Raw genomic sequence first — 22842 nt, forward strand, 5'->3', positions numbered from 1 at the left:
GGCACATACGCGCCACCGGCCGTGCACGAGCCCATCACCACCGCGATCTGCGGGATGCCCTGCTTGGACAGGTTGGCCTGGTTGTAGAAGATGCGGCCAAAGTGGTCGCGGTCCGGGAACACATCGTCCTGGTTGGGCAGGTTGGCGCCGCCGGAATCGACCAGGTAGATGCACGGCAGGTTGTTCTGCTCGGCGATCTCCTGCGCGCGCACATGCTTCTTCACCGTGAGCGGGTAGTAGGTGCCGCCCTTGACGGTGGCGTCGTTGCAGACGATCACGCATTCCTGGCCCGCCACGCGGCCGATGCCGGTGATGATGCCGGCGCCGGGCGCGGCATCGTCGTACATGTCGTAGGCGGCAAGCTGCGACAGCTCCAGGAACGGCGTGCCCGGATCGAGCAGTTGCTGCACGCGGTCGCGCGGCAGCAGCTTGCCGCGCGACAAGTGCTTGTCCCGGGCTGCCTCGCCGCCGCCCTCGGCTAACCTGGCGATCTTCGCCTCCAGGTCGGCGACCAGCGACTGCATTGCCTGCGCATTGGTCTTGAACGCTTCGGAACGCGCGTTCAGCTTCGTCTCAATTGCCGCCATATCGGTCTCTGCCAGTCTAGTTTCGGTAATGAATGTGGATAACGTTGGATCAGGCGGCGGAATCAGGCGGTCCTGGATTCACTGAGGTTCAGCTCGCGCACCATCTGGTCGCGCATCACGAACTTCTGCACCTTGCCGGTCACGGTCAGGGGCATCTCGTCGACAAAGCGGATGTAGCGCGGAATCTTGTAATGGGCGATCTGGCTGCGGCAGAACTCGCGGATCTCGTCTTCGGTGGCGCTCTCGCCGGGCTTGAGGACGATCCACGCGCACACCTCCTCGCCGTACTTCTGATCGGGCACGCCGAACACCTGAACGGCCTGTACCTTGGGATGGCGGAACAGGAACTCCTCGATCTCGCGCGGGTAGATGTTCTCGCCGCCGCGGATGAGCATGTCCTTCACGCGGCCGACGATATTGCAGTAGCCCGCTTCATCGATGGTGGCCAGGTCGCCGGTATACATCCAGCCATCGCGGATGGATTCGGCGGTGCGGGCCTCGTCGTCCCAGTAGCCCAGCATGACCGAGTAGCCGCGCGTGCACAGCTCGCCCTTCTCGCCGACCGGCACCGTAGCGCCGTCCGCGTCCACGATCTTGACTTCCACATGCGGCTGGATGCGGCCCACGGTGGTGGTGCGCTTATCCAGCGGATCGGTGGTGCTGCTCTGGAACGAGACCGGGCTGGTCTCGGTCATGCCGTAGGCAATCGTCACCTCGGACATGTGCATCTGCGAGACGACACGCTTCATCGTCTCGATGGGGCAAGGCGAGCCGGCCATGATGCCGGTGCGAAGCGAAGAGAAATCGTAGTCGCCGAAGCGCGGGTGGTCGAGCTGCGCTATGAACATCGTCGGCACGCCGTGCAGTGCAGTACAACGCTCTTCACTCACTGCCTGCATGGTCGCTTCCGGGTCGAAGGCCTCGCCGGGAAACACCATCGCCGCGCCGGTGGAAACGCAGGCCAGCACCGCCAGCACCATGCCGAAGCAGTGGTAGAACGGCACCGGCACACAGAGCTTGTCTTGCTCGGAGAGGCGCATCGCCATGGCGATGAAGCGTCCGTTGTTGACGATATTGCGGTGCGTGAGCGTGGCGCCCTTGGGTGCGCCGGTGGTGCCGCTGGTGAACTGCACGTTGATCGGGTCATGCCGGTCGAGCTGCGCGGTGATGGCGTCCAGCGTTTCACGCGGCACGCCCTCACCTTTGGCCAGCACATCGGCATAGCGAATCATGCCGGCCGTCTGCCCGTCGCCCATGCGGACGACCCAGCGCAGCGACGGCAGCCGCGCCGCCTGCAGGGCGCCCGGCTCGCTGGTCGCCAGTTCCGGCGCCAGCGCCTGCAGCATCTCCAGGTAGCGGGAGGTCTTGAAGGACTCGGCCGCGACGATTGCCTTGACGCCGACCTTGTTCAGCGCGTACTCGAGCTCCGCAAGCCGGTAGGCCGGGTTAACGTTCACCAGCACCAGCCCCAGCCGCGCCGTGGCGAACATTGTCAACAGCCACTCGGCCCGGTTGGGCGACCAGATGCCGATACGGTCCCCCTTCACCATGCCCAGCGCATGCAGGCCCGCTGCGAGGCTGTCGACCGCCTCGGCGAACTCCCGCCAGCTCCAGCGCACGCCCTGCTCCCGGAAGACCACCGCTTCGCGCTCAGGGAAGGCCGCCACCGCCTGCGCCAGCAACATCGACAAAGTCTGTTCGGACAACGGGACGGTGGTATCGCCCCGTACATGCGACAGCCCGCCGATCGGCAGGATAGTGGGAAGTGGCTCGCCATGCATCGTCATACTTGTCTCCAAAGCTCGGGGGGTCCGTGTTCCGTGCCGATGATAATTTGTGAGTATCGCTCAATTCCTGCAGCACGCAACTTTTGATTCTTGATTAACGGGTTTACCCCTAATACCTCAAGAATTCCAAGCGAATCTGACGGCGATCTCAGCGAACTTGCGGCCCGACGAAGTAAAGGTATACGTCTTCCCTGGAAGATTCAAGAAAAATTTGAGCTATACTCAGATTATTGCGGAGGCGTGCAACACTCGCCTCTGCCCACAGGCAGGCCCTTTCGGCTGATGGAGGCCATGGGGTCGAAGCGCCGTCGGCGCCGACGCTACAATTGTCACGTTGCGCAAGTTGAGCCCAGGACACATGGAAGAGATCACCTCCCCTCGCCGCGTACCGGCCGGCGCCAAGGCAGAACAACGCATCCGCGATATCCTGCGGGTCAGCCGCGAGGTGTTCGCCGAGTCGGGCTACGAAAGAACCACGACCACCGAGATTGCCCAACGCCTGGGCGTCTCCGAGGCGACCGTCTTCACCTACTTCCATGGCAAGCGCGAGCTCTGTGTGCGGGTGATCGAAGACTGGTACGACGAAATCATCGACACCCTCGAGCGCGGCATGCCCTACGGCCAGAGCACCAAGGCACAACTGGCGTTCTACGTGAAGACGCACCTGCAGCTGTTCCTGATTCAGGGAACGGGACTTTGCGCCCTGGTCCTGTCCGAAGGACGAGCCAAGGGGCCGGACCTCGGGGATGTATTCGTGCCGCTGCAACGCCGCTATACGGCCCCCCTGATGGACCTGCTGGCGCGCGGCAGACAGAACGGCGAGATTCGCGGCGACCTGCCGCTGAGCCTGATGCGCTCGGCCATTCTCGGGCCGATGGAGCATATCCTTTGGGATGCGATCGCACGACAGCGGGACATCGATATCGATAAGACCGCCAGCGACATGGTGGCCTTGCTGTGGCCCGCATTGCTGCCGGTGAATATCGAAGTGGAAAAGCTGCGGGCTTTTTATGGCGAAGTCGGCGCAGCCCTGAGGAAGGTTGAAGGCTCCTGATTGCCGGAAGGGACAAAGCGAGACCCCTGCGCCTGAGGAAGGAGATTCCTTCCTCAGGCAGGCTGACGTTTGATCAGAATTTCCCTGGCCATTCTTTCCAGCGGTGGATGTCCAGGGCGCCTTTCCATTTGCCTCAGAACCTATGGCGAATGCCCACCAGGGCCCCCGTCTGATTCACGCCCGGCGACGGAAGCGACACCGTGCCAATGGCGCCCCCATCGATCGTGAACGTTGCATCGCGCTGGTTGAACATACGTCCCGCCGTAACGTACACGGCCGAACGCTTGGACAGCATGTACATCGCGCGTGCAGCGATGACCGATCCGCCGGTTGCGCTCTCCCTCACGGTCAGGCGGCCAAACTGCACGTCGAGCGCGACCTGCTGTATGGGCAGGTAAGTAGCCCCGAGCCACCAGTAATTGCTGCTCGGATTGCCGGATCCCTGATTGTTCCGGTGGAGAAAACCCGCGCCGATGGTTGCGGTGCCGAACTTCACAAAGCCATTGATGACGCTACGGGTGTCGGCCTGCGAACTCCGTGGTAGCGCGGTGCCGGCACCACTGCCTCCATAGTTGCGATCGATAGCAGTTGCCACGCCCCAGGTTGGCGCTTCGTACTTCAACATTGCCGATATCGCCTTGCAGGCCCTCCAGTCTGTCGGCGATTCGCCAGCGCACCCTCCGGCAACCGCTGGGGCAACTGCGTCACGCCCGAACGAATAGGTCGTGCCAAAGGTGAATCCGGCAAACGTGACGGTATAGTCGATAGCGTTATCGACACGCGCAGCCGTGAGGTAGGTATCGAGCAGGCCGGCCGCAAAAATATTGGGCGCCAATGTGTCGCCGATCAAGGACCAGAAGATCTGCGAATACATGCGGCCAACGGTCACCGCTCCCCATGGCCCGATCAGTCCCACGTACGCTTGCCTGCCGAACAGGCGGCCGTTCTGGTTCAGGGTGCCCTGCGCCGGCGCAAATCCCGACTCCAGTACGAAGATCGACTTCAGATCATTCGTCATGTCCTGGACGCCTCGCAACCCCCACCGCGAAGGCAGCGATCCCGTGAGCTGGGGCATGCGAACCACGCTGTTCCTCTGGGGACCAATGTTGTTCACGTATTCGACGCCGCTGTCAATGATGCCGTACAGCGTCATACCCGGTGCCAATGCCCCGCTTGAGTTCTGTGCCTGCGCGGATCCGGATGCGAACGCTGCAAACGCTGTCAGACCGCACCATGCAGCGCGCATGCGCAACCGGCCATTGGACCGAACCGGAACTGAATCCATACTCTCTCCTCCCCCTGTGTGATTGTTATCTTTCTGGCCGGAACGAGTCGGGCAACCAGCGCCCCAAAGCGGCTAAGCAAAGCCGCCACGGCGCCCTGTCACCAACGCAGCGAGATCGTTCGCGCTCTCCGGCAACCGGTCGCCTCGCCACGCGACGTGCATGTCCGGCCGAACAAGAATGAGGTCGCGCTCATAGACGCCGCACAGCGCCGGATCCGGGACGACGAGCACGTCGAGCGGTGCCCCCAATGCCTTGAAAGCGCTTGCGAGCGGCGTCGGATCATGCTTACCCGAGACGTCGACCAGCGTGTAGCGATCCGGGCGCAACCGATCCTGGATGGCGCTAGCGTCGGTGAGCCACATGTGCGGAAGGCGCGCGCCAGGCCAGCTGGTCGGCTGATAGACGCGCAGGTCATGCTGCGGCCCGCCTGGCACATTGCCGATAATGGGCGAGTCCACGTACCGGTAGCCAAGTTCCGCACCAATCATCTCGTTCGATTTGCGCTGCTCCACGTCAGCGATTTCGGCAAGATGCGCACGTGCGGAAGCGCCTTCGGGTGTATCGTCGCCAATTTCCGGCCGGACCTCGGCCAGCCAGGCCCGATAGCCCAGTGAGGCGTAGCGCGACGCGCCTACCACGCGTTCGCCGATCTGCCGCCGTTCGGCTTCATAGGAAGGAAGCAGTTCCGGGCCGCCCCACCCTTCCAGCGTCGCTGCCAGCTTCCACGCAAGGTCCGCGGCATCGCCGACGCCCGTGTTCATGCCGAGGCCGCCCGTAGGGATGACCAGATGCACCGCATCGCCAGCGAGAAAAACCCGCCCCTTTCCATAGCGCTCGGCCAGCAGCAGGTTCTGGCGCCATTCCGCGCAGTACAACATCTCATAGGGAAGCGGCGCGGCGATGATCCGCTCGAACATCTTCCGCATTTCCTCGTTGCTTTCGACTGCGGAATGAACGGTCCAGTGACGGGTCGAATCCTGCATGATCATGAACGTCGGCGGTCCGCCAGCCACCAGGTAATGTCGCCCGCGCCCCGGCCCTTTTCCCATCAGCAGCCGTTCGTAAAGCTGCTCGCAATAGAACAGACCCTGCCGCAGGCGCGCGATGTCGCCTTCGCCCTGCAGCCGGATGCCAAGCTGCTTGCGTACGCGGCTTGAACCACCATCGCAGCCGACGAGATAGCTCGCCGTCAAGGTGCTCCGCCCGCCCTCCGAGCCATTGACCGTCACCGAGACGCCCATCGATTGCTCGGTGAACTCGAGAAACGTCGTGTTCCGCATCACCCTGATCGTCGGCAGCCGCTCGGCTTCCTCCAGCAAGAGCGGCTCCAGCGTGTACTGCGAGATCAGCTGATAGGGCTCAAGGGGCAGCCCGCCATCGTTGCTCTGGCGCGTGCGCACGCGCGCCTCCGCCACGGATGGATAGGGCAACCGCAGAATCGGTGGCTCCGCCATCGAGCGAATGATCTGGATGTCCATGGGAATGTCCTCGGGCATCCCGGCGGCTCTGATGCGGTCTGCGAGGCCCAGCCTGCGAAAGATCTCCATGGTTCGCGCGTTGCAGCGCTCCATCTTCGGCAGGAAATGGGGCGCTGCCTTCTGCTCGATCAGGACACAGTCGATGCCGCGCCGACCAAGGTCGATCGCGAGCGTCAGACCGACTGGCCCAGCCCCGACGATGATGACTTGTGTTTCCACGTACGACCTCCGTGCACCGTGAGTCATCCCCGCGTGCCTTGCATTCCCCGGGGCCTCGCCCCCCTGATGGACACCTGTCAGGCCAGGCGTTCCAGCAGCGTCTTCGGCACAAGCGGCAAATCGCGCAGTCGGGTGCCGATCGCATTCGCCACCGCATTGCCCAGCGCGCCGGCCGTCGGGCCGAGTGAACATTCGCCAGCGCCGAGCGACGGCTCGTCTGGACGGTCCAGTAACGTGACGTCGATTGGCGGCACCTCGGCAAAGGTCAGGATTGGATAGTCCTGCCAGCCGCGCGTGGTGATTTCCTTGCGGTTGAACATGACCCGCTCCTTGAGCGCCCAGCTCAGTGCCTGAACGATCCCGCCCTCGAGCTGGCTCTTCGCGCCATCGGGATTCACCACACGGCCCACATCCGCTACCGCAGTCACGTTTGTCACTCTGATGACACCCGTTGAACGGCTAACGTGCACATCGAGGACGATTGCCACATGGGCCTGATGGTTTTCATAGCGCGAATAGGCAAAGCCACGTCCGCGCTGCCCGTCGCCTTTCGTCCCGGGCTTCCAGCCCGCACGGCCAGCCGCCTCCCGCACCACCGCGATCGCGCGCGCATCACTCAGGTGTGCCAGGCGGAACGCAACAGGATCGATATTGGCGGCAAGGGCCAGCTCGTCCATGAACGATTCGATCGCGAAGACGTTGCCGTATGCGCCCAAGGTACGCAGCGAACTATTGCGCACGGGTGCATCGACCAGTTGATGATTGGTTACCTTCCTACGCGGCAGATCGTAGACCGGCACGGCGTTGCGATCGCCGTTCCCGAACGGTTGTGGAATCCGCGCTGGCGCCGATGGCGGGAAAGGCTTGGCAAGGTGCCAGGCGGCCAGGAGATTCACACCGCCGGGTTGTCCTGGCCGCATGGCGTGCGAATTGCTCCATACGTCATAATTCCAGTCCTCGATCCGTCCGCTTCTGGAAAGTGCAGCCTTCGCCCGCATTATCATGGCCGGGCCGATTGGCGCCCAAGCGAATTCATCGTCGCGCATCCATTGCACCTTCACCGGCCGGCCCGCCGCTTCACGGGCAAGCAGCGCCGCATCGAGCGCGACGTCGTCGGCGCCATTGTGGCCATAGCAGCCCGCCCCGGGAACATGCACCACATCGACCGCGGTCGAGGGCAAGCCAAGCACCGTTGCGAGATCGCCGCGTAGCGGAAACGCCCCCTGTGTGTGGGACCACACGGTCATGCGCCCGTCCCTGAACAGCGCCACGGAACACGATGGGCCGATCGATGCGTGGGACAAGTACGGCCGGGAATACGCCGCTTCGAGTTGAATAGCGGCGTCCGACGCGGCGATGTCCTGCCCGTCTATGCCAACCACCGAATCATCGCTCGACCACCCGGGCAGCGCCTGCTGGAGATGATCCACGTCCGGCAACGGCACATGGTCATCGCTCCACTGCGCGGCATCTCGCAATGCCCTGCGCGCACGGATCGCCTGCTCCTCGCGCTCGGCCATCACGCCAAGGAAGTTGCCATTGCGAACGATGGCGACGACGCCCGGCAGCCGCCTGATCGCCGCGTCGTCAACCGCGACGAGCTTCGCGCCGTATCGCGGCGGGCGAACTATCCGGCCGAACAGCATGCCGGCAAAGCGCATGTCCTGAACGAATGCGGCACCGCCCGTGAACTTCGCCGGCAAGTCGATACGCGGCAGCGACTTGCCGACCAGCTTGTATTCCGATGGCGGCTTCGGAACACCGGAGGCAGTCACCTCGCGTGCGAGAAGCTCATGTTCGTCCCTGACGATTTCCGCGTAAGTGACGCGGCGCCCGTCGGCAGACACAATGCCGCCATTCTCGACCCTAAGCCCCGACGGCGAAACGTCAAGCCGCCTGGCAGCTGTGCCCAGCAATGCCGCACGCGCGTCGGCAGCAGCGACGCGCAATGCCGCCCCGCTGCGTTCGATCGATTGACTGCCGTAGGTATATCCCTCATTTGGGCTGCGCGTCGTATCCGCGGAAATGATGCGGACGCGCGCGGGATCCACATCCAGTTCTTCGGCGGCAATCTGCGTGAGCGCAGTCAGAATGCCCTGGCCCAGTTCCGCCTTTCCGGTAAAGATGACAATGTTGCCTTCGGCGTCAATCCGTATCCAGCCGTCGAGCCTGCGGTTGGCGCGCAGATCGATCGGCAGCTCCGGCTCCGCCAACGCCGACTCCGCGAATGGTGCGAGCGCAAACGAAGCGACGACCGCGCCGGCCAGCTTGCCGAAGGCCCGCCTGGAAAGCTTGATGGAACTCATCCGCGCAGTTCCTCCGCAGCGCGCCGGATCGCGCGAACGATTCGATTGTGAACGCCGCACCGGCATTTCTGACCGGACATCTCGCGCCTGATGGTCGCCTCGTCCGGATCCGGGTTCCGGTCGAGCAATGCCTTCGCGGCCATCAGCATTCCACTCGAACAGTAGCCGCATTGCGCGGCCTGCTCGGCAAGGAAGGCCTTTTGCAGTGCATGAAGCCGCTGGCCATTGCCGAGGCCCTCCACGGTGCTCACGTGCTGCGTACCAACCGCGCCAACGGGGAAGACACATGCGCGTGTCGCACTCTTGCCGACCATGATCGTGCAGGCGCCGCACTGGGCTTCGCCACAGCCAAACTTGGCACCATTCAGCCCGATGTCATTGCGCAGGGCATAAAGCAGTGGCGTATCGGCGGGTACCGCAAGAAGGTGACGTTTCCCGTTCACCGTGATCGAGATGCTCATGTTCGCTCCCACAACGCCGCTGGCGGCGGCATTCAAGTCCCTGAACCCATGTTTCCTGAATCGGTTGCCGTCAATGGTCCAGGACCGGCTGCGATTCCTTGCCCCTTCTACGCCCACCGGTCACGCCGGCGAGCATCACCAGCATGAGACAGGCGGCCAGGGCCGGCACTGCCGCCGCAACGAACAAGGCGGTGTTCGACCAGTGCAGTTCAATGAGCTGGCCCGCTACCACGGGGCCTACGATCGACCCGGCCCGACCGACGCCAAGGCTCCAGCCCACCCCGGTTGCACGGAGCGAAGTCGGATACAACGTGGCAGTCAAGGCGTTAATGGCCGGCTGCCCTCCGACGATGCAGACCCCGCTAATCAGCACGACCGCGTAGCGCAGACCCAGCGACATATCCGGCAGGCCGACTGCGGCCACCGCAACCGTTGCGACCAGGAAGCTGACCGTCAATACGCGATAGAAGCCGAAGCGGTCCATCAACGGGCCCATCAGCAGCGCGCCTACAGTACCGCCGACCTGCAATGAGGTACCGATGAGCACCGCAGTCCCGCTGCCGTCTCCGATGCGCAGCGACAGCATCGGAAGCCAGTTCGACAGGAAAAAGAGATCGAGGAGGTTCGCAAAGTTGATCCCCCACAGCAGCAATGTCGTGGTCCCTCTGCCGCTCCTGAAGAGTTCGCCGACTGACGCCTTCGCGCTTGCCTGCCCGTGCGCAGTGAAGCTGGTTGACGCGCCAACCTGTACATCCGGTGCGATGCGCCCGAGCCATTGGGCAATCCTCCGCGGATCACTTCGCTTGATCACAAGCAGCTGCAAGGATTCCGGCAGAATCTTCAACATCGCCACGGCAACGATGAGTGGCACGACGCCACCGACGACGAAGATCGATTTCCAGCCCGCTGTCGGGACCACGGCCGCACTGAGCACTCCGCTGGCGATTGCACCAGCGGTGAAACCACATGAAACCCAGGTCATCAATGACGCCCGCCGCTTCTGCGGACTGTATTCGCTTACCAGCGCGATGGCGTTGCCCATCACGCCGCCAATGCCGAATCCCGTCAGGAAGCGAATCACCAGGAACTGAGGAATCGTCTGGACCAGGGGGGTGGACAACATGCACAGGCCGTAGAAGACGGTCGCACCGATCAGTACCGGACGCCGCCCGATGCGATCAGACATGGCACCGAGCACGATGGATCCCGCAAGCATGCCGAACAATCCCGCACCGAATACCGGGCCGAGACTTGCGGGACTGATCTGCCAGGCTTGAACAATCGCGGGCGCGACAAAGCCCAGCGCCTGTATGTCAAAGCCGTCCATTACGACGGTGCAGCCGATCAGCACCATGATCCATTTCTGAAAGGCACTCATTGGCCGGGTGTCGATCAGCGTTGCAATGTCGATGACCCCGGAGCCGGATTCCTGGGCTTGTCTGTGAGTACTGGGAGTCAAGATGGCACCTCGTTCCGTTTAACCATGGAGTCCGAAGACGAAAGGAAGCCCCCCCTCACGGGAGGAGCGCCCCTTCTCACACCAGTCCAAACAGGCGTCTTGCATTGTCCCGGCCGATCTTCACCCGGTCGGTGTCGCTGATCGAGCACGAATCGAACCACCCCGCAGCGTCGTCGTGCGTTTCGAACGGATAGTCGACCGAGTACATGATCCGGTCGCTGCCCATCTCCAGCATCGTGGACAGGAGTGTCTGGGTCCTGAAATTCCCGCTGGTGGTGACGTAGACGTTCTCGCGCAGATAGTCGCCCACGGTCCGTTTGCATGGCAGCCCTCGTGGCGCCTTCCGGAGGATGTGGTCGACGCGCCAGACGTTGAACGGGATTCCCTCGCCAAGATGACCAAGGATCATCTGCAGCCCGGGATTGCGGTCGAACAGGCCGGACGTCATCAGTCGCAACGCGTGAATACTGGTCTCGACCGCAAACGCCCAGGTCGCGGCGGTCAGCCACGGAAAGCCATCGTAGATCGGTTCACGAGACGGCAGCGGATCCCGCGGGTGCATGTAGAAAGGCTTGCCAAGCGCTGCGGCGGTGGCCCAGAAATCCGTGTACTGCGGGGCATCGTAGTACACGACGTTTTCGGCATCGCCCACCTGCGAGAACCCATTGACCATGAAGCCGTGGAAGCCAAGCTCCCTGATGCAGCGCTCCAGTTCCCGCGCCGCGGCTTCCGGATCCTGCATGGGCAGTGCAGCAAAGCCACCGAGGCGGGAGGGATGGCGCGAAACCTGCTCGGCGAGGATGTCGTTGGCTCGCCGCGCCACATCGATCGCTTCCGTCGCGTCCGGGATCCCCTGGATGCCTGGCGAGTTGAGCGACAGGATCGAATACTCGGTTCCGCCCTGATCCATCCGCTCGAGTCGCTGCTGCTCCATATCCATCAGATCGGACTTCAACCTCTCCCAGAATGGTGGCGGCGCATAAATCCTTGACTGTTCTATCGTCAGGTCCGTCGCGAAGTGTTCCTCAAGTGCAATCTTGTTCCTCATAACCAAGCTCCCGCGCGATTTTCCCACCCTCGCCAGGAGGACGAGATCGATCGCGCAATTCAGTTCGTTCAGCGAGACATTACTTGATTTTTCAAGTATCTTGCGACGAAGTATAATTGATTTTTCAAGTACATCTGCTCACGTATACCCTAGGGGTGGTGACGACCGTGAACACACTCAAGCGACCACAAGAGCTGGAAAGAGCAATCCCCTTCCTGATGGCACGTGCCGGCAGCCGAATGGGCAACGCGTTCGCCAAGGCACTGAAGCCGTTCGGCCTGAACCTCAGCGAGTGGCGCGTCTGCGCATCGCTGCTGTACGTTCCGGGCCAGACGCTGTCGGAACTGTCTCTGCACGCATCGTCTGACATTTCGGCTCTCTCGCGGATCATCGACCGCCTCGAGAGCCAGGCACTGGTCAGGCGCGAGAAGAGTGCGACGGATGGAAGGTCAATCAGGGTTGTCCTGACCGAGAAGGGGCAAGAGCTTGCTCTGAGCATCGTCCCGGTTGCGAAGCGTCACGAGTCGGTACTCCTGACCGGGTTCACGCCGAACGAAGTCAAGGTGCTGCGCGATATGCTGCTCAGGTTGTACGAGAACGCCGAAGGACTCGACGATCTGCCCTGAGTCTTCCGCGCGGATCGCGCCCTTTCGTGTTGGCTGGCCACACTCACGCACGCCTGGCGCGATAGCGTGTTGATACCTTGTGGGATGGCGCCGGGCGCGCACATCCGCAATGCCGGCGCAAAGGCCGTCAATCCAATAACGGGTACGGACGGCCACCAAAATTCGGCGCCAATCGATTTGGCGAATAGTCCGGCTATGGCGTCACCAGCGAAGCCCGCACCCATCGCTCCGGCAACCACGTTAGCAGCGGCGGGTTATCCGGGGGTCAGAATTTGTGACGAATGCCCACCAGGACCCCGGTCTGATCTACGCCAGGCAAGGGATTCGAAGCCCCTGGAAGCGCCCCGCCATCAACCGTAATTGTCGAATCACGCTGATTGAATGTGTGGCCCGCCGTAACATACACGGCAGTCCTCTTGGAGAAAAGATACGAGGCACGCGCAGCAATGACGGATGCGCCGAGTTGGGTGCCACTCACCGACAGATGCCCGTATTGCAGATCGAGCGCGACTTGCGGAACCGGAAGATAGACGCCACCAATCCACCAGTAGTCGCTTGTCTTGTTGACGACACCGGGCGCAACGACGCCGTGATTGATTCGGTGAAGGTAGCCTGCACCGATGGTGGCGGTTCCAAACTTCACATAACCGTTGATCAGCCCGCGCGTATCGGTCTGCGAGCTATTCGGTAGCGGGGAACCCGTGCCGGCGCCCCCATAGTTCCGATCGAAAGCGCCGGCTACCCCCCAGGTCGGTGCTTCGTACTTGAGCAATAACGACATGGCCTTGCACGCCCGATAGTCCGCAGGCAATTCACCCGCGCAGCCTCCAGCCACCGGGGGCGCCACCGCGTCGCGTCCCAGCGAATAGGTGGCGGCCACAGTGAACCCGCCGAGGCTCAAGGTGTAGTCAATGGCGTTGTCAACCCGCGCGGTCGACAGGTAGGTGTCGAGCAACCCGGCCGCGAAGATATTCGGCCCCAGGGTATCGCCGATCAACGAGTAGTAGATCTGCGAATACAGGCGGCCTACCGAGACAGCGCCCCAGGGCCCGACCAGGCCCACGTAAGCCTGCCTGCCAAACAGGCGCCCGTTCTGGTTCAGGGAGCCCGTATCGGGTGCAAAACCGGATTCAAGCACGAAGATCGACTTGTAACCCGCGCCCAGGTCCTCGATACCTCGCAGGCCCCAGCGCGAAGGAAAGGATGCGGTCAGCGAAGGCACGCGTACTGCGCCGGATTTCTGAGGCCCTATATTGTTCACGTACTCGACGCCCGTGTCGATGAGGCCATACAACATGAGACCGGGCGTTAGCGCCCCTCCATCATAGGCATGCGCGGCATTGCTGATGGCTGCTGCGGCAAGCGCCAGTCCGCATCGCATTGCCCGCCGCTGAATACGGCCACCGAGCCGCTTTGACTGTCGTTTCATCTCCTCGTCTCCTCCGTTCATGCGCGAAACGTTGTCTTCCATGGAAGATTGAAAGAGAAATGAAGTAAAGTCAATGTGCCATGCTTAGATAGTTTCCCGTAGCCGTAACGACCAGCCACGGCTTCCACGTAGGACCCGTATGAGCGAAATCGGCTGAAGTCTCGCCGACCCCCAACTTCGTTGTTCTCCTACCTCGACACGCCACCCCTGTCCCAGAATACTTCCCAGGAAGATTTTCATGCCTGCACATCGGGCGGGGCCCGCCATGGCGTCATTCTTGGAGCACTGCGGGGTACTGAGCCCACCTGGCAATGACCGCAGAGCATTCGACCGATCGTGGAAGTCGGCTTGCCTGGATGCGGCTGTGATCGAAGAAGCATAGATGTCCCGGAGGTCGGTGACTCCGCTTCCCAAGGGGTGACACCGTTCCGCCAACGACAAAGATGCTTTGTCGATCTGGACATATGCGGCCAATGGTTGCGCCTATACCCTTGTTACGTCGCTCGCCCTCTCCCTGATTTCGGCGGGCAACTGGCCGGGCGACAGCCCGCCTCTGGAGCGCCAGGAGCCATCGCGATCACAGACACAGCCACGGTCGCGGTATCCCCTCCTGAAGCTTCTCAGTTGGTGACGGTGGACATCGGCTGAGCCTCTTGTTTGCATTCCACCTTGGTTATGTCATTTCAGGAGATTGTCGTGGAGCGTTTCCGGTTTCTTCCGTTTTTGGGTCGCATCTTGCTCGGCGCGCCATTTCTCATGAGCGGGCTGGGCAAACTCGGCGCGTATGCCGCGACGGTTGGCCATATTTCGGCAGTTGGCGTGCCAGCGCCGCAACTGGCATATCTGGTGGCGGTGGTCGTCGAGGTGGGCGGCGGCTTGCTGCTGCTGTCGGGCTACCGGGTCCGTTTCACGTCGCTGGCAATGGCGTTGTTCTGCGTGGCCACGGCGGTGTTCTTCCATCGCAACTTCGCCGACCAGAACCAGATGATCCACTTCCTGAAGAACGTGATGATGGCCGGCGGCCTCCTGCAAATCGCCTACTTTGGCGCAGGCGCGTTCAGCCTGGACGCGCGCCCAGCCCGCGCGGCCGCGCCGCCGGCGCCTGTGCGCTAGCCGGATGGATTCGTCGAAGCGCTTCTGTTTCCATCACATCGTTGCCCGCACGCCTTCTTTCTGTCAGAGATCGCCAATGTCAATCGTTTCTGCAAGGGGTGCGCGCATTCCGTCCCTCGGACTGGGCACTTACGGCATGTGTGGCGAGGCGCTTTCCAGCATCGTTGCAGCTGGCGTGCGGGCAGGTTTCCGCCATATCGCGATACCGCGCAAATCTATGCGAACGAAGCCGACGTCGGGCTTGGCGTGGCTGATTCCGGTGTACCCGGATCGGAAGTCTTCCTGACTACCAAGGTCTGGGTCAGCAACTACTCGTCTGACCGGTTCGGACCATCGGTCGATGAGAGCCTTCGCAAGCTTCGCACTGACTATATCGACCTGCTGCTGCTCCACTGGCCTAGCAGTGCGGTTCCGCTTGCGGATCAGCTTGGGGCCCTTGATGAGTTGGTCCGTGTGGGAAAAGTCCGGCATATCGGGGTGAGCAATTTCAATCGGGCATTTGTGCGCGCGTTGATCGAGAAGGCGGGCTTCTTTGCGGTCGATCTCGGAACACTGGGCTGGCGGCCCATTGGCGTCGTTGCCGTTCGGTCCTCTGGGCGGGGCAAGCCCTATCAAAGTCTGAGGCGGCGAATCTTCGCTACGTACCCCGGCGGCGTGGCCGCATTCACAGGATCGGCCTGCCCGTCGAGCCGCGTCGAATACCAGGCGCCTCACCCACTTTTCGGACACGACCGCCCACCAAGGGATCAACGCGCTGGCGCCTTACCCTCAAAGGCATCCTGCAGCAACGACCGGATGGCGTCTCGCTCCAGCGGACGGGGGTTCCAGTACGCGTTGATGCATGCGATATCTGCAGCTTGGTCCAGTTGGTCTTCGACCATCCCAAGCTCATTCAGCGCGACAGGCGCACCGTTTCCACGCGCGAGCTCGTATAGGCCTTGCGCGGCGCTATGATGCCCCAAGGCCCTCGCAATGCGCTTCATCGCCTCGGGTGCAGCTTCAGCGTTGTACGCCATGGCGTGAGGCAGCACGACTGTATGTGTCGCAGCGTGGGGCAAGTTGAAACTCCCGCCGAGCGTATGACACAACTTGTGATGTAGAGCCATACCAACGCTGCCAAGCACGGCACCGCAAAGCCAGGCGCCGTAGAGCGCATCGGAGCGTCCCGGCAGATTATCCGCGCGTGCGACGATGCGGGGCAGGCTGCGCGCGAGCGCCGCGATTCCCTCTTCGGCCATGAGACTGGTCAGGGGATTTGCGTCGCGGGCATATAAGCCTTCCGCCGCATGCGCAATTGCGTTGATACCGCTCGTTACGGACAACGCAACTGGCAGTGTCACGGTTACATTCGGATCATAGATGACTGTCTTCGGCAGCACGCGCGAACTGGTTCCGGTCCGCTTCAACCCGCCTTCCGTGATTCCGAAAATTGGCGTCATTTCACTGCCGGAATAGGTAGTCGGTACCGCAATGATCGGCAGACTCGATTCAAGCGCGATCGCTTTGGCGAGACCGATTGCAGAGCCACCGCCGACTGCAATCAAGCAGTCGGCTTCCAACGACGCCGCCACGGAGCCCGCCTCCACGACCAGGTCGGCCGGCACATGCATGGCAGCGCGATCGAAGACACCAACCGCGCTTGCACTCAACTGCCCGGCAACCGATGTAACGAGCGCCCCCTGGTCCTGGCCAGATATGATCAACGCACGCCCAACATCGAGTTCGCGCATCTCGCGCCCAATGTGGGTCAGTGATCCGCTGCCGAACACAACACGGGCGCCGCGGCCGTTATACACGAATTCAGATGTTGACACGATGGATCCCGGCCAGAAAGGGTTTTGAGTGATACGCCATCTTCGTCCGCCACCGGCGGTGAAAATGATTCGCAGTGCTGGTACTTCAAGTCACCGTTTCATTGGTGCTGTTCGACGGGATTCAGAACAAAGTCGTAATCAAGCGTATAGAAAGCCGTGTCCATGTGGGTACCGTCCGGCGCAATCCCAGGCGGATGGTCGACCCAGTCTACGACCAGCGATGAACGGACACCGAATACGGCATCGGAGTCAAGATACTGGTCACCGTTGCGGAACACATGCGTGATCAACGGCTCATATCCTGGCGCCTTGATCCAGAAATGCAGATGCGCCGGCCGCCACGGATGCCGGCCAAGCGCTTCGAGCATGCGGCCTACAGGTCCATCGTGCGGAATCGGATATGCCTCTGCAAGAATAGAGCGGAAGTGAAAGCGCCCATCTGACAGGGTGCGTAAGCGGCCCCGTCCTTGGAACGCCACATCTGCATACTGTACGTCGTAGTAACCATCCTCGTCCGATTGCCAGACCTCGATTTCCACGTCCCCCAACGGCTCGCCTGAGAGTCCGCAGACCCGCCCGGAAACAAAGCATGGCAGGCCCTTTGCACCGTTGGAGATATCATCGCCGTTCTCGTACTCCGGCGCACCGTTGACGAAAAAGGGGCCTAGCACCGTAGCTTCGGTACATTCGGCAGGCTTCTGGTTATTCTGAGTCGTCACCAGCATGGAAAGACCGAGCGTGTCGGACAAGAGCACGAACTCCTGACGTCTCTCGTCGGTGATATGGCCAACGCCGGTGAGAAACTTGATCCCCTCAAGCCATTCACTTTCCGTCAGCTTCACCTCTCTGGCGAACGAATGCAGGTGCTGGACGAGACTCACCATCACCGTCCACAGCCTTTTGTCGCGACACCCCGACATCGCTGCAAGCACAGCCTGGGTAATGTTGTCTTCGTTGATGTTGCGCATCATCTAACCTTTGAATTCGCGGTGCTGCCCACACCAGGATTTCACACTGGATTGCAATCCGGAACCATGCGCCCCCTTCGGGGCACATAGTTCCGTGACTTCGGCGGCTATAGGGCAAGCACACCACGCATGACCTGGAGAAGTGCTTCAGCGGGCGTTTGCGGTAATGTGAAGCTGCGCCAGGCCACGTGATGGTCCGGGCGTGTCAGCACGCAGCCGCTGTCGCTGACTTCCCGAGCGCGGGCCCAGTCGCCGGTGTGATCGGCATACTGCTGGCGCGGGCCAATAATGCGCACTTCGATCTGGATTCCCAGCTGCTTGCCCACCTCGGCGGCCGCGTCCACCCATGCTTCGCCTCCCAGACCGGTGAGCAGGGAGAACCGGCCATGGCCGGTCAGGTCCAGCGTCGAATGTTGCCGCCCCCGCGCGTCGAATACCCACGCATGCGGAACTCGCGCCCCCGGATATGTCGTCGCCTGGTAATACAGTTCCGGGTCGCGGTCGAAGGCCGGCTCGCTACTCCCGTCGGTCGAGACCGCGCCCGACTTGTACCGCTGGTTCATCTCCACCCCGTGGGCGTCCAGCTCATATCGCTTGAGCACCAGGGCTTCCCGGATTGCCTCACGCTGCTTTTCCGCGGCCTTGGTCGCCTGACTGCGAGCATGCATATTGGCCTGCATGACCTCCGCATCGTTCGACTCGGCAATGCCCAGCGCCTCATAGAGGGGCGCAAATTCGGCAATCGACTGGTTGGCACGCGTGACAATCTGCTTTGCAATCGGAGCGCGCTCCGGCGAGTAGCTATCCAGAAGCGCTTCGCCGGCTTGACCTTTGATCACGGCGGCAAGCTTCCATGCAAGATTGAATGCATCCTGGATGGAGGTATTGGATCCAAGCCCGCCAGACGGCGGGTGCCGGTGGGTGGCATCGCCCATGCAAAACACGCGCCCGTCCTGCATACGGGTCGCATACATGTTGTTCACCGTCCACGTACTGGTACCCAGCAGCTCGATCTCGAGATCCAGCTTGCCTACCAATTGGCGCGCGATCTCAGTGGCCCTTGCCTGATCGACTACCGGGGTGGGCTCGCTGATGTCATAGCCCCAAACGATCAGCCATTCGTTCCAGGGTCTGACCATACGAATCAGCCCCATGCCAATGCCGCCCACTTCCGCGCCGGGCTGCATGATCGGATACAGAACGGCGGGACGATGTGCGACCAGATCGGACAGATCGGACCGGAACCAGATATTCATGGAGCCGCGCACACCCATCTGCCCTTCGAATGGCAGACCGGCGTTCTTCGCAACCCCGGAGTTCCCGCCGTCCGCGCCAACCAGGTATTTCGAGCGGACGGTGAATTCCTCGCCGGTCAGTTTGTCACGGCATTGCGTAACAACGCCGTCGTCGGTCTGCGTATGGCTCAGGTACTCTGTACTCATCCGCGCCTGCGTGCCACGAGAGCAAGCCGTCTTGAACAGGAGCGGCTCCATGAAGGTCTGGGGAAGATCGTTCATCTTGGCAGGACTCGACAGCCTGCGCTCTGCCCTGGAAAGCGGATGCGCCCCCCAACTCGGCACACGACCAATTTCCTCCCCTACCAGGCTCTCGCAGAATACTGTTCCTCCCATCAAATCCTCGTTGGTTGCATGCAGGTAGGCCTCCTGCTCTACCTCCTGTCCAAGATCACGAAGCACTTCCATGGTGCGCAGGTTCGTGATGTGCGCGCGAGGCGTGTTGGCCAACCAACGATAGTTGTTGATGACCATATTCTCGATACCGTAGGTCGAGAGCAGTGCGGCACAGGCGGAGCCAGCCGGCCCGGTTCCCACGATCAGCACATCGGTTTTGACTTCGGGCATACCTCATCTCCTACTAATATAAGTGCCGACGCCCTCTCTCATCCGGGGGCAGCTACATACATGCCTCACCGGCCATCGAGGACCGGCGCCATTCTTTCCTGGTCACGTTCTGGCCTTGCCAGTGCACGGCGAACGCCGACCTGCTTCTGATGATTACCGGGTCCGTGGATTCAAGTTCGTCCGGGAAAAAAGAGGCAGCACATATAAGGGAGTCCACGGTCTCATGTGCTGCACCAGATAAATCGGTAGCGGTGCTTGTTCGCGGTGAACGCGATGCAATTTCGCGCGTTCCCACCATCAACGGCTCCAGTTATTTTCCCTGGAAGACCAGATCTGGCGGAACCTGGTCTGCATCAAAGGCCTTGGCGGTGCTGGCAAATCCCCGAATCGCATCTTCGGTGTTATATAGGCCCATGGTCACATCCAGCATCACCGTATCGGCGCCGGCCACACCGCCGCTCGACCAGGCCTTCAGGAGCGTGCGAGTCGCCGCGTAGGAAAGCGTTGGTCCGTCAGATAGCCGCGAAACGAGGTCGGTGGCGACGCGTTCAAGCGAATCGGGTTCTGCCACGTGCGTAGCAATCCCAAGTTCTCCAGCCAGGCTGCCGGGAATGGGTTCGCCCAGCATGGCGAAACGGGATGCCCGACTGCGGCCCACGCGCTCTGCAAGCCGTTGGAGGGCTCCCGCAATCGGCAGCATCGCGGTCGTCACCTCAACACATTGGAACAACGCGTCACTTGCCGCGACAATGAAGTCGCAACTCAGCGCGAGTTCAAAGCCGCCACCGAATGCAGCGCCTTGCACGACAGCCACGGTCGGCACGCGGATCGCCTCGATTGCGCGGTAGGAGCTGTTGACATGTGCGACAAATGTACGGAACCAGTTCAAGTCTTTTCCGGGCCATTCGCGGACCTCTCCGCCCAGGCTGAAGTTCGGCCCTTCGGCGCGAACGACAAGTACCCGGATATCGGCTTCGCTGGCTTCGCGCACAGCTTCCTCGAGACACTGGGCGAAACGTGTGTCCAGACGGTTGTATGGCGGATTCGCGAGTACGATATTCCCGACGCTTCCACTACGTTCAAATCGGATGCTCTTCATGACCTGGTCCTCTGCTATTACTCAGTTCCAACGCTATGCATTTCTGCGTTAATAAGTTCGATGAACGAAATGGAGCTTATAAAGCCTGCTCCGTGAGCGGGATCAGGGGCAACAGCAAGTGGGACGGGTGATCCGCGTCTCGGTAGATCTTGTGGGTGACCGTATTGCTGCTGCAGACGTGATACGGAATGTACTCAACATCTGTCATTGCCCCGGTACCCGTAGGCGCGTCGAGGCTGCAGATCTCAAGGCAAATGCGATGTCCGGCCTTGAACTGGTTGGCCGTCGCCAGCACCTGAACCTCATACTTGACGATCTCGCCTGGCGTAACAGGCTTGATGGCGTTCTTCGTCAGCTTGTGGAACGGCTCTCCAGGCGTGGATCGGTCAGGGTCGGTTTCCCGATATGACGCTTTCAGCCATCCACGGGTAAGTTCCCGTTCCGGCAGCGTATCTGGTACGGATCGTTCACCGACGCGTGCAGTGACTACGGATACGTCGGGCCCCACGTCCTTCAGCACCACAATCCAGTTCGTGTCTGCCTGATCGATTTCCGCGTAAAACGTGAGGGAAATCGGGCCCGCAACCAGAACGTCGTGCGGGAGCGGATCCGTCATGTATCGCAAGCGCTCGACCTTGGAGGTCATCTTGAGCGGCATTTGCGAGAAGACATCGGGCTCTCGCTGCGCATTGCCGACCTCGCTGCTCGGCCGGGGAGCATCCATAGTAAGTTTCTCCCAGCTCGAAAGGTAGTACTTGGTCCATTGCGTTTCAGGCAAAGGCCAATCGCTGCCCGTACGCCATTCGTTGGCACCCATTACCCAGTATCGAACGGGCGGCTCATCCATGATGGCGGTGTCGATACCCTTCAGCCAGTAGTCATACCAACGAATGACCTCGTCGTGGTACTGGTGAAATGGCCGCTCCAGGTGAGCAGGCCCGGTGAAGATCAGCTTTCTTGGCTGTTTGACGTTCTTGAAGTAATGCTGGGCGCCCAGCCAATGCAGCTTGTAGGTGTATGCGTAGGCTCCGGAACCTGTGTAGAACGGGATCTTGATCGACTGGAAGATGTCTTCGGCCCGTTCAATCGTTCCCTCCGGCTCCCAGGGGTTCGTCATGATGTGGTACATCACCCATGTCCGCTGCCCCTTCTGCGTCAGGATGTTGTACAGGTTGATGTACATCTTGTAGTCGGGATTGGCCATGGCTGCACGCCAGAGCTCCTCTTGCTCCTCCGGCAGCGTGCCCGGCACACTGCGCGATTCGTGCACAGTGCTGAAAACGTCCAGCAGGTAGGGAAAGGTATGAATCACGCCACCAGGATTGAAGTCGCGAAATCCAAACATGCCACCATAGGCACTGCAGGCGTCGTACGGGAAGATGGCCTTGAGCGCCGGATGCCCCTGCGCGGCCGCGCGCCATTGCTCACCGGCGAAACCTGAGATACCAACCATCCCGACCTTGCCGTCCGACCACGGCTGCTGCGTGATCCATTCGATCATGTCGTAATGGTCCGTATTCTCTTCGCCGTAATGTCCTTCCGACTTCGCCGAGCCCCTCGGCTGGGCGATGACATGCACGTAGCCATTTGCGATGAAGCGGCGAGTGTCCCCTGCTTCAATGGGGCCGAACCAGAGCGGCGCATGCGCGGGCTGTGGTGGCAGCACATCGGCAATGTCCGGACCCTGAAGATCCTTGTTGTGCAGCGCTGAGGCATACAGCACCGGGTACTTGCCATCACCGTCCGGTCGATAGACGTCGACCGCGAGACGAGTGCCGTCTCGCATCGTTACCGTGACGTCGCGCTCCTCAATCATGTCTCACTCCATTTTGGCTTGCATGTTTGCCTTCAACTGACAGCCGAGTCGCCCCTTGGAGGCGAAGCCCGCTTCGTTGCCAGTCGTCGTTCAAAACCACTATATTTCACGACCGTAAAGTTTGCAAGGTAAACTGCGCTCATGGTCTACCCGTATCCGGGCAGTGCGCTGCCAGCCTCTACGTCGATACCTGCCTGGCCCAATGGGGATGGGCCAGCGATGAAGCAAGGCAGAGCATCAGAATGATCCTCAGCCGTTCCTTCGAGAGCTTTATGGAAGGCCAAAAGGGCAAAGGCACCTTAGGGTGCCTTTGAAATCTGAACCTCGCAGTGCTATCGCGGTAGGAATGCCCATTACTGAGCACCCCCCGCACAGATCCGTACGAGCCCGATTCGGGCATACGGCTCCTACCTCGGGTGTTTGACGGCAA

At 61.4% G+C, this 22842-nt stretch carries 17 protein-coding genes and 1 pseudogene; 4 read left to right on the forward strand and 14 right to left on the reverse strand.

Annotated features, from left to right (window positions below):
• Together RM96_RS20290 and RM96_RS20295 are read right to left on the reverse strand one after the other, a co-directional pair.
• Positions 1 to 587: carboxyl transferase domain-containing protein (locus tag RM96_RS20290; RefSeq protein ID WP_039013203.1), on the reverse strand; the 587-nt coding region annotated here is incomplete at its 3' end.
• 62 nt (positions 588 to 649) lie between these two features.
• Entirely contained in the window at positions 650 to 2374 is a 1725-nt protein-coding gene (locus RM96_RS20295) for an AMP-binding protein (RefSeq protein ID WP_152624165.1), read from the reverse strand.
• Between the two features lie 358 nt (positions 2375 to 2732).
• On the opposite strand from RM96_RS20295, the gene RM96_RS20300 reads away from it, so the two are divergent.
• Positions 2733 to 3428 carry a TetR/AcrR family transcriptional regulator gene (locus RM96_RS20300; protein WP_039013204.1) on the forward strand — a complete coding sequence of 232 codons (696 nt, stop codon included), beginning with the start codon at positions 2733 to 2735 and terminating at the stop codon, positions 3426 to 3428.
• Between the two features lie 133 nt (positions 3429 to 3561).
• Here RM96_RS20300 and RM96_RS20305 read toward each other — a convergent pair whose 3' ends face one another.
• The 6 genes from RM96_RS20305 to RM96_RS20330 all read right to left on the reverse strand — a co-directional run bounded on the left by RM96_RS20305 (position 3562) and on the right by RM96_RS20330 (position 11685).
• Complete coding sequence (locus RM96_RS20305; RefSeq protein ID WP_039013205.1) at positions 3562 to 4713, reverse strand: porin; 1152 nt, start codon at positions 4711 to 4713, stop codon at positions 3562 to 3564.
• Between the two features lie 72 nt (positions 4714 to 4785).
• Complete coding sequence (locus RM96_RS20310; protein ID WP_082016622.1) at positions 4786 to 6411, reverse strand: FAD-dependent monooxygenase; 1626 nt, start codon at positions 6409 to 6411, stop codon at positions 4786 to 4788.
• Positions 6412 to 6488: 77 nt separating this feature from the next.
• On the reverse strand, positions 6489 to 8783 hold the full coding sequence (locus RM96_RS20315; RefSeq protein WP_338011424.1) for a xanthine dehydrogenase family protein molybdopterin-binding subunit: 2295 nt from the start codon (positions 8781 to 8783) through the stop codon (positions 6489 to 6491).
• Complete coding sequence (locus tag RM96_RS20320) at positions 8714 to 9178, reverse strand: (2Fe-2S)-binding protein (RefSeq protein WP_039013219.1); 465 nt, start codon at positions 9176 to 9178, stop codon at positions 8714 to 8716. Before RM96_RS20320 ends, RM96_RS20315 begins: the two co-directional genes overlap by 70 nt.
• Positions 9179 to 9248: 70 nt before the next feature.
• A complete protein-coding gene (locus tag RM96_RS20325) occupies positions 9249 to 10556 on the reverse strand; it encodes an MFS transporter (protein ID WP_443112266.1) in 1308 nt (435 codons plus the stop codon).
• Positions 10557 to 10713: 157 nt separating this feature from the next.
• Positions 10714 to 11685 (reverse strand): amidohydrolase family protein, encoded by a 972-nt coding sequence (locus RM96_RS20330; RefSeq protein WP_039013207.1) that lies wholly within the window; start codon positions 11683 to 11685, stop codon positions 10714 to 10716.
• A gap of 167 nt (positions 11686 to 11852) precedes the next feature.
• Here RM96_RS20330 and RM96_RS20335 point away from each other — a divergent pair, with 167 nt between their 5' ends.
• On the forward strand, positions 11853 to 12311 hold the full coding sequence (locus RM96_RS20335; protein WP_039013222.1) for a MarR family winged helix-turn-helix transcriptional regulator: 459 nt from the start codon (positions 11853 to 11855) through the stop codon (positions 12309 to 12311).
• A 265-nt stretch (positions 12312 to 12576) separates the two neighbouring features.
• On the opposite strand, the gene RM96_RS20340 is transcribed toward RM96_RS20335, so the two are convergent.
• Positions 12577 to 13782: a porin gene (locus RM96_RS20340; RefSeq protein WP_238587341.1), complete on the reverse strand. Its 1206-nt coding sequence runs from the start codon at positions 13780 to 13782 to the stop codon at positions 12577 to 12579.
• 654 nt (positions 13783 to 14436) lie between these two features.
• On the opposite strand from RM96_RS20340, the gene RM96_RS20345 reads away from it, so the two are divergent.
• Both RM96_RS20345 and RM96_RS40090 read left to right on the forward strand, forming a co-directional pair.
• Positions 14437 to 14853 (forward strand): DoxX family protein, encoded by a 417-nt coding sequence (locus RM96_RS20345; protein ID WP_039013210.1) that lies wholly within the window; start codon positions 14437 to 14439, stop codon positions 14851 to 14853.
• Between the two features lie 246 nt (positions 14854 to 15099).
• A pseudogene (locus tag RM96_RS40090) lies at positions 15100 to 15306 on the forward strand (aldo/keto reductase); the annotation flags it as partial.
• A 293-nt stretch (positions 15307 to 15599) separates the two neighbouring features.
• Here the strand turns inward: RM96_RS40090 and RM96_RS20355 are convergent.
• The 5 genes from RM96_RS20355 to RM96_RS20375 form a co-directional block, all read right to left on the reverse strand.
• Complete coding sequence (locus RM96_RS20355) at positions 15600 to 16667, reverse strand: maleylacetate reductase (protein WP_039013212.1); 1068 nt, start codon at positions 16665 to 16667, stop codon at positions 15600 to 15602.
• 98 nt (positions 16668 to 16765) lie between these two features.
• Complete coding sequence (locus RM96_RS20360; RefSeq protein ID WP_039013224.1) at positions 16766 to 17635, reverse strand: intradiol ring-cleavage dioxygenase; 870 nt, start codon at positions 17633 to 17635, stop codon at positions 16766 to 16768.
• 107 nt (positions 17636 to 17742) lie between these two features.
• Positions 17743 to 19497: an FAD-dependent oxidoreductase gene (locus tag RM96_RS20365; protein WP_039013213.1), complete on the reverse strand. Its 1755-nt coding sequence runs from the start codon at positions 19495 to 19497 to the stop codon at positions 17743 to 17745.
• A gap of 310 nt (positions 19498 to 19807) precedes the next feature.
• Positions 19808 to 20596 (reverse strand): enoyl-CoA hydratase/isomerase family protein, encoded by a 789-nt coding sequence (locus tag RM96_RS20370; RefSeq protein ID WP_039013215.1) that lies wholly within the window; start codon positions 20594 to 20596, stop codon positions 19808 to 19810.
• A gap of 76 nt (positions 20597 to 20672) precedes the next feature.
• Complete coding sequence (locus tag RM96_RS20375; protein WP_039013216.1) at positions 20673 to 22412, reverse strand: CocE/NonD family hydrolase; 1740 nt, start codon at positions 22410 to 22412, stop codon at positions 20673 to 20675.
• Positions 22413 to 22842 lie beyond the last annotated feature (430 nt).

Origin of the sequence: Cupriavidus sp. IDO (assembly GCF_000812465.1) — a bacterium.
Classification (GTDB): domain Bacteria; phylum Pseudomonadota; class Gammaproteobacteria; order Burkholderiales; family Burkholderiaceae; genus Cupriavidus.

Coding starts and splice junctions, on each gene's coding strand:
- RM96_RS20295 (WP_152624165.1), bottom strand. CDS start 2,374: ATGACGATGCATGGCGAGCCACTTCCCACTATCCTGCCGATCGGCGGG.
- RM96_RS20300 (WP_039013204.1), top strand. CDS start 2,733: ATGGAAGAGATCACCTCCCCTCGCCGCGTACCGGCCGGCGCCAAGGCA.
- RM96_RS20305 (WP_039013205.1), bottom strand. CDS start 4,713: ATGGATTCAGTTCCGGTTCGGTCCAATGGCCGGTTGCGCATGCGCGCT.
- RM96_RS20315 (WP_338011424.1), bottom strand. CDS start 8,783: ATGCCGGTGCGGCGTTCACAATCGAATCGTTCGCGCGATCCGGCGCGC.
- RM96_RS20320 (WP_039013219.1), bottom strand. CDS start 9,178: ATGAGCATCTCGATCACGGTGAACGGGAAACGTCACCTTCTTGCGGTA.
- RM96_RS20325 (WP_443112266.1), bottom strand. CDS start 10,556: ATGAGTGCCTTTCAGAAATGGATCATGGTGCTGATCGGCTGCACCGTC.
- RM96_RS20330 (WP_039013207.1), bottom strand. CDS start 11,685: ATGAGGAACAAGATTGCACTTGAGGAACACTTCGCGACGGACCTGACG.
- RM96_RS20340 (WP_238587341.1), bottom strand. CDS start 13,782: ATGGAAGACAACGTTTCGCGCATGAACGGAGGAGACGAGGAGATGAAA.
- RM96_RS20360 (WP_039013224.1), bottom strand. CDS start 17,635: ATGCGCAACATCAACGAAGACAACATTACCCAGGCTGTGCTTGCAGCG.
- RM96_RS20365 (WP_039013213.1), bottom strand. CDS start 19,497: ATGCCCGAAGTCAAAACCGATGTGCTGATCGTGGGAACCGGGCCGGCT.
- RM96_RS20370 (WP_039013215.1), bottom strand. CDS start 20,596: ATGAAGAGCATCCGATTTGAACGTAGTGGAAGCGTCGGGAATATCGTA.
- RM96_RS20375 (WP_039013216.1), bottom strand. CDS start 22,412: ATGATTGAGGAGCGCGACGTCACGGTAACGATGCGAGACGGCACTCGT.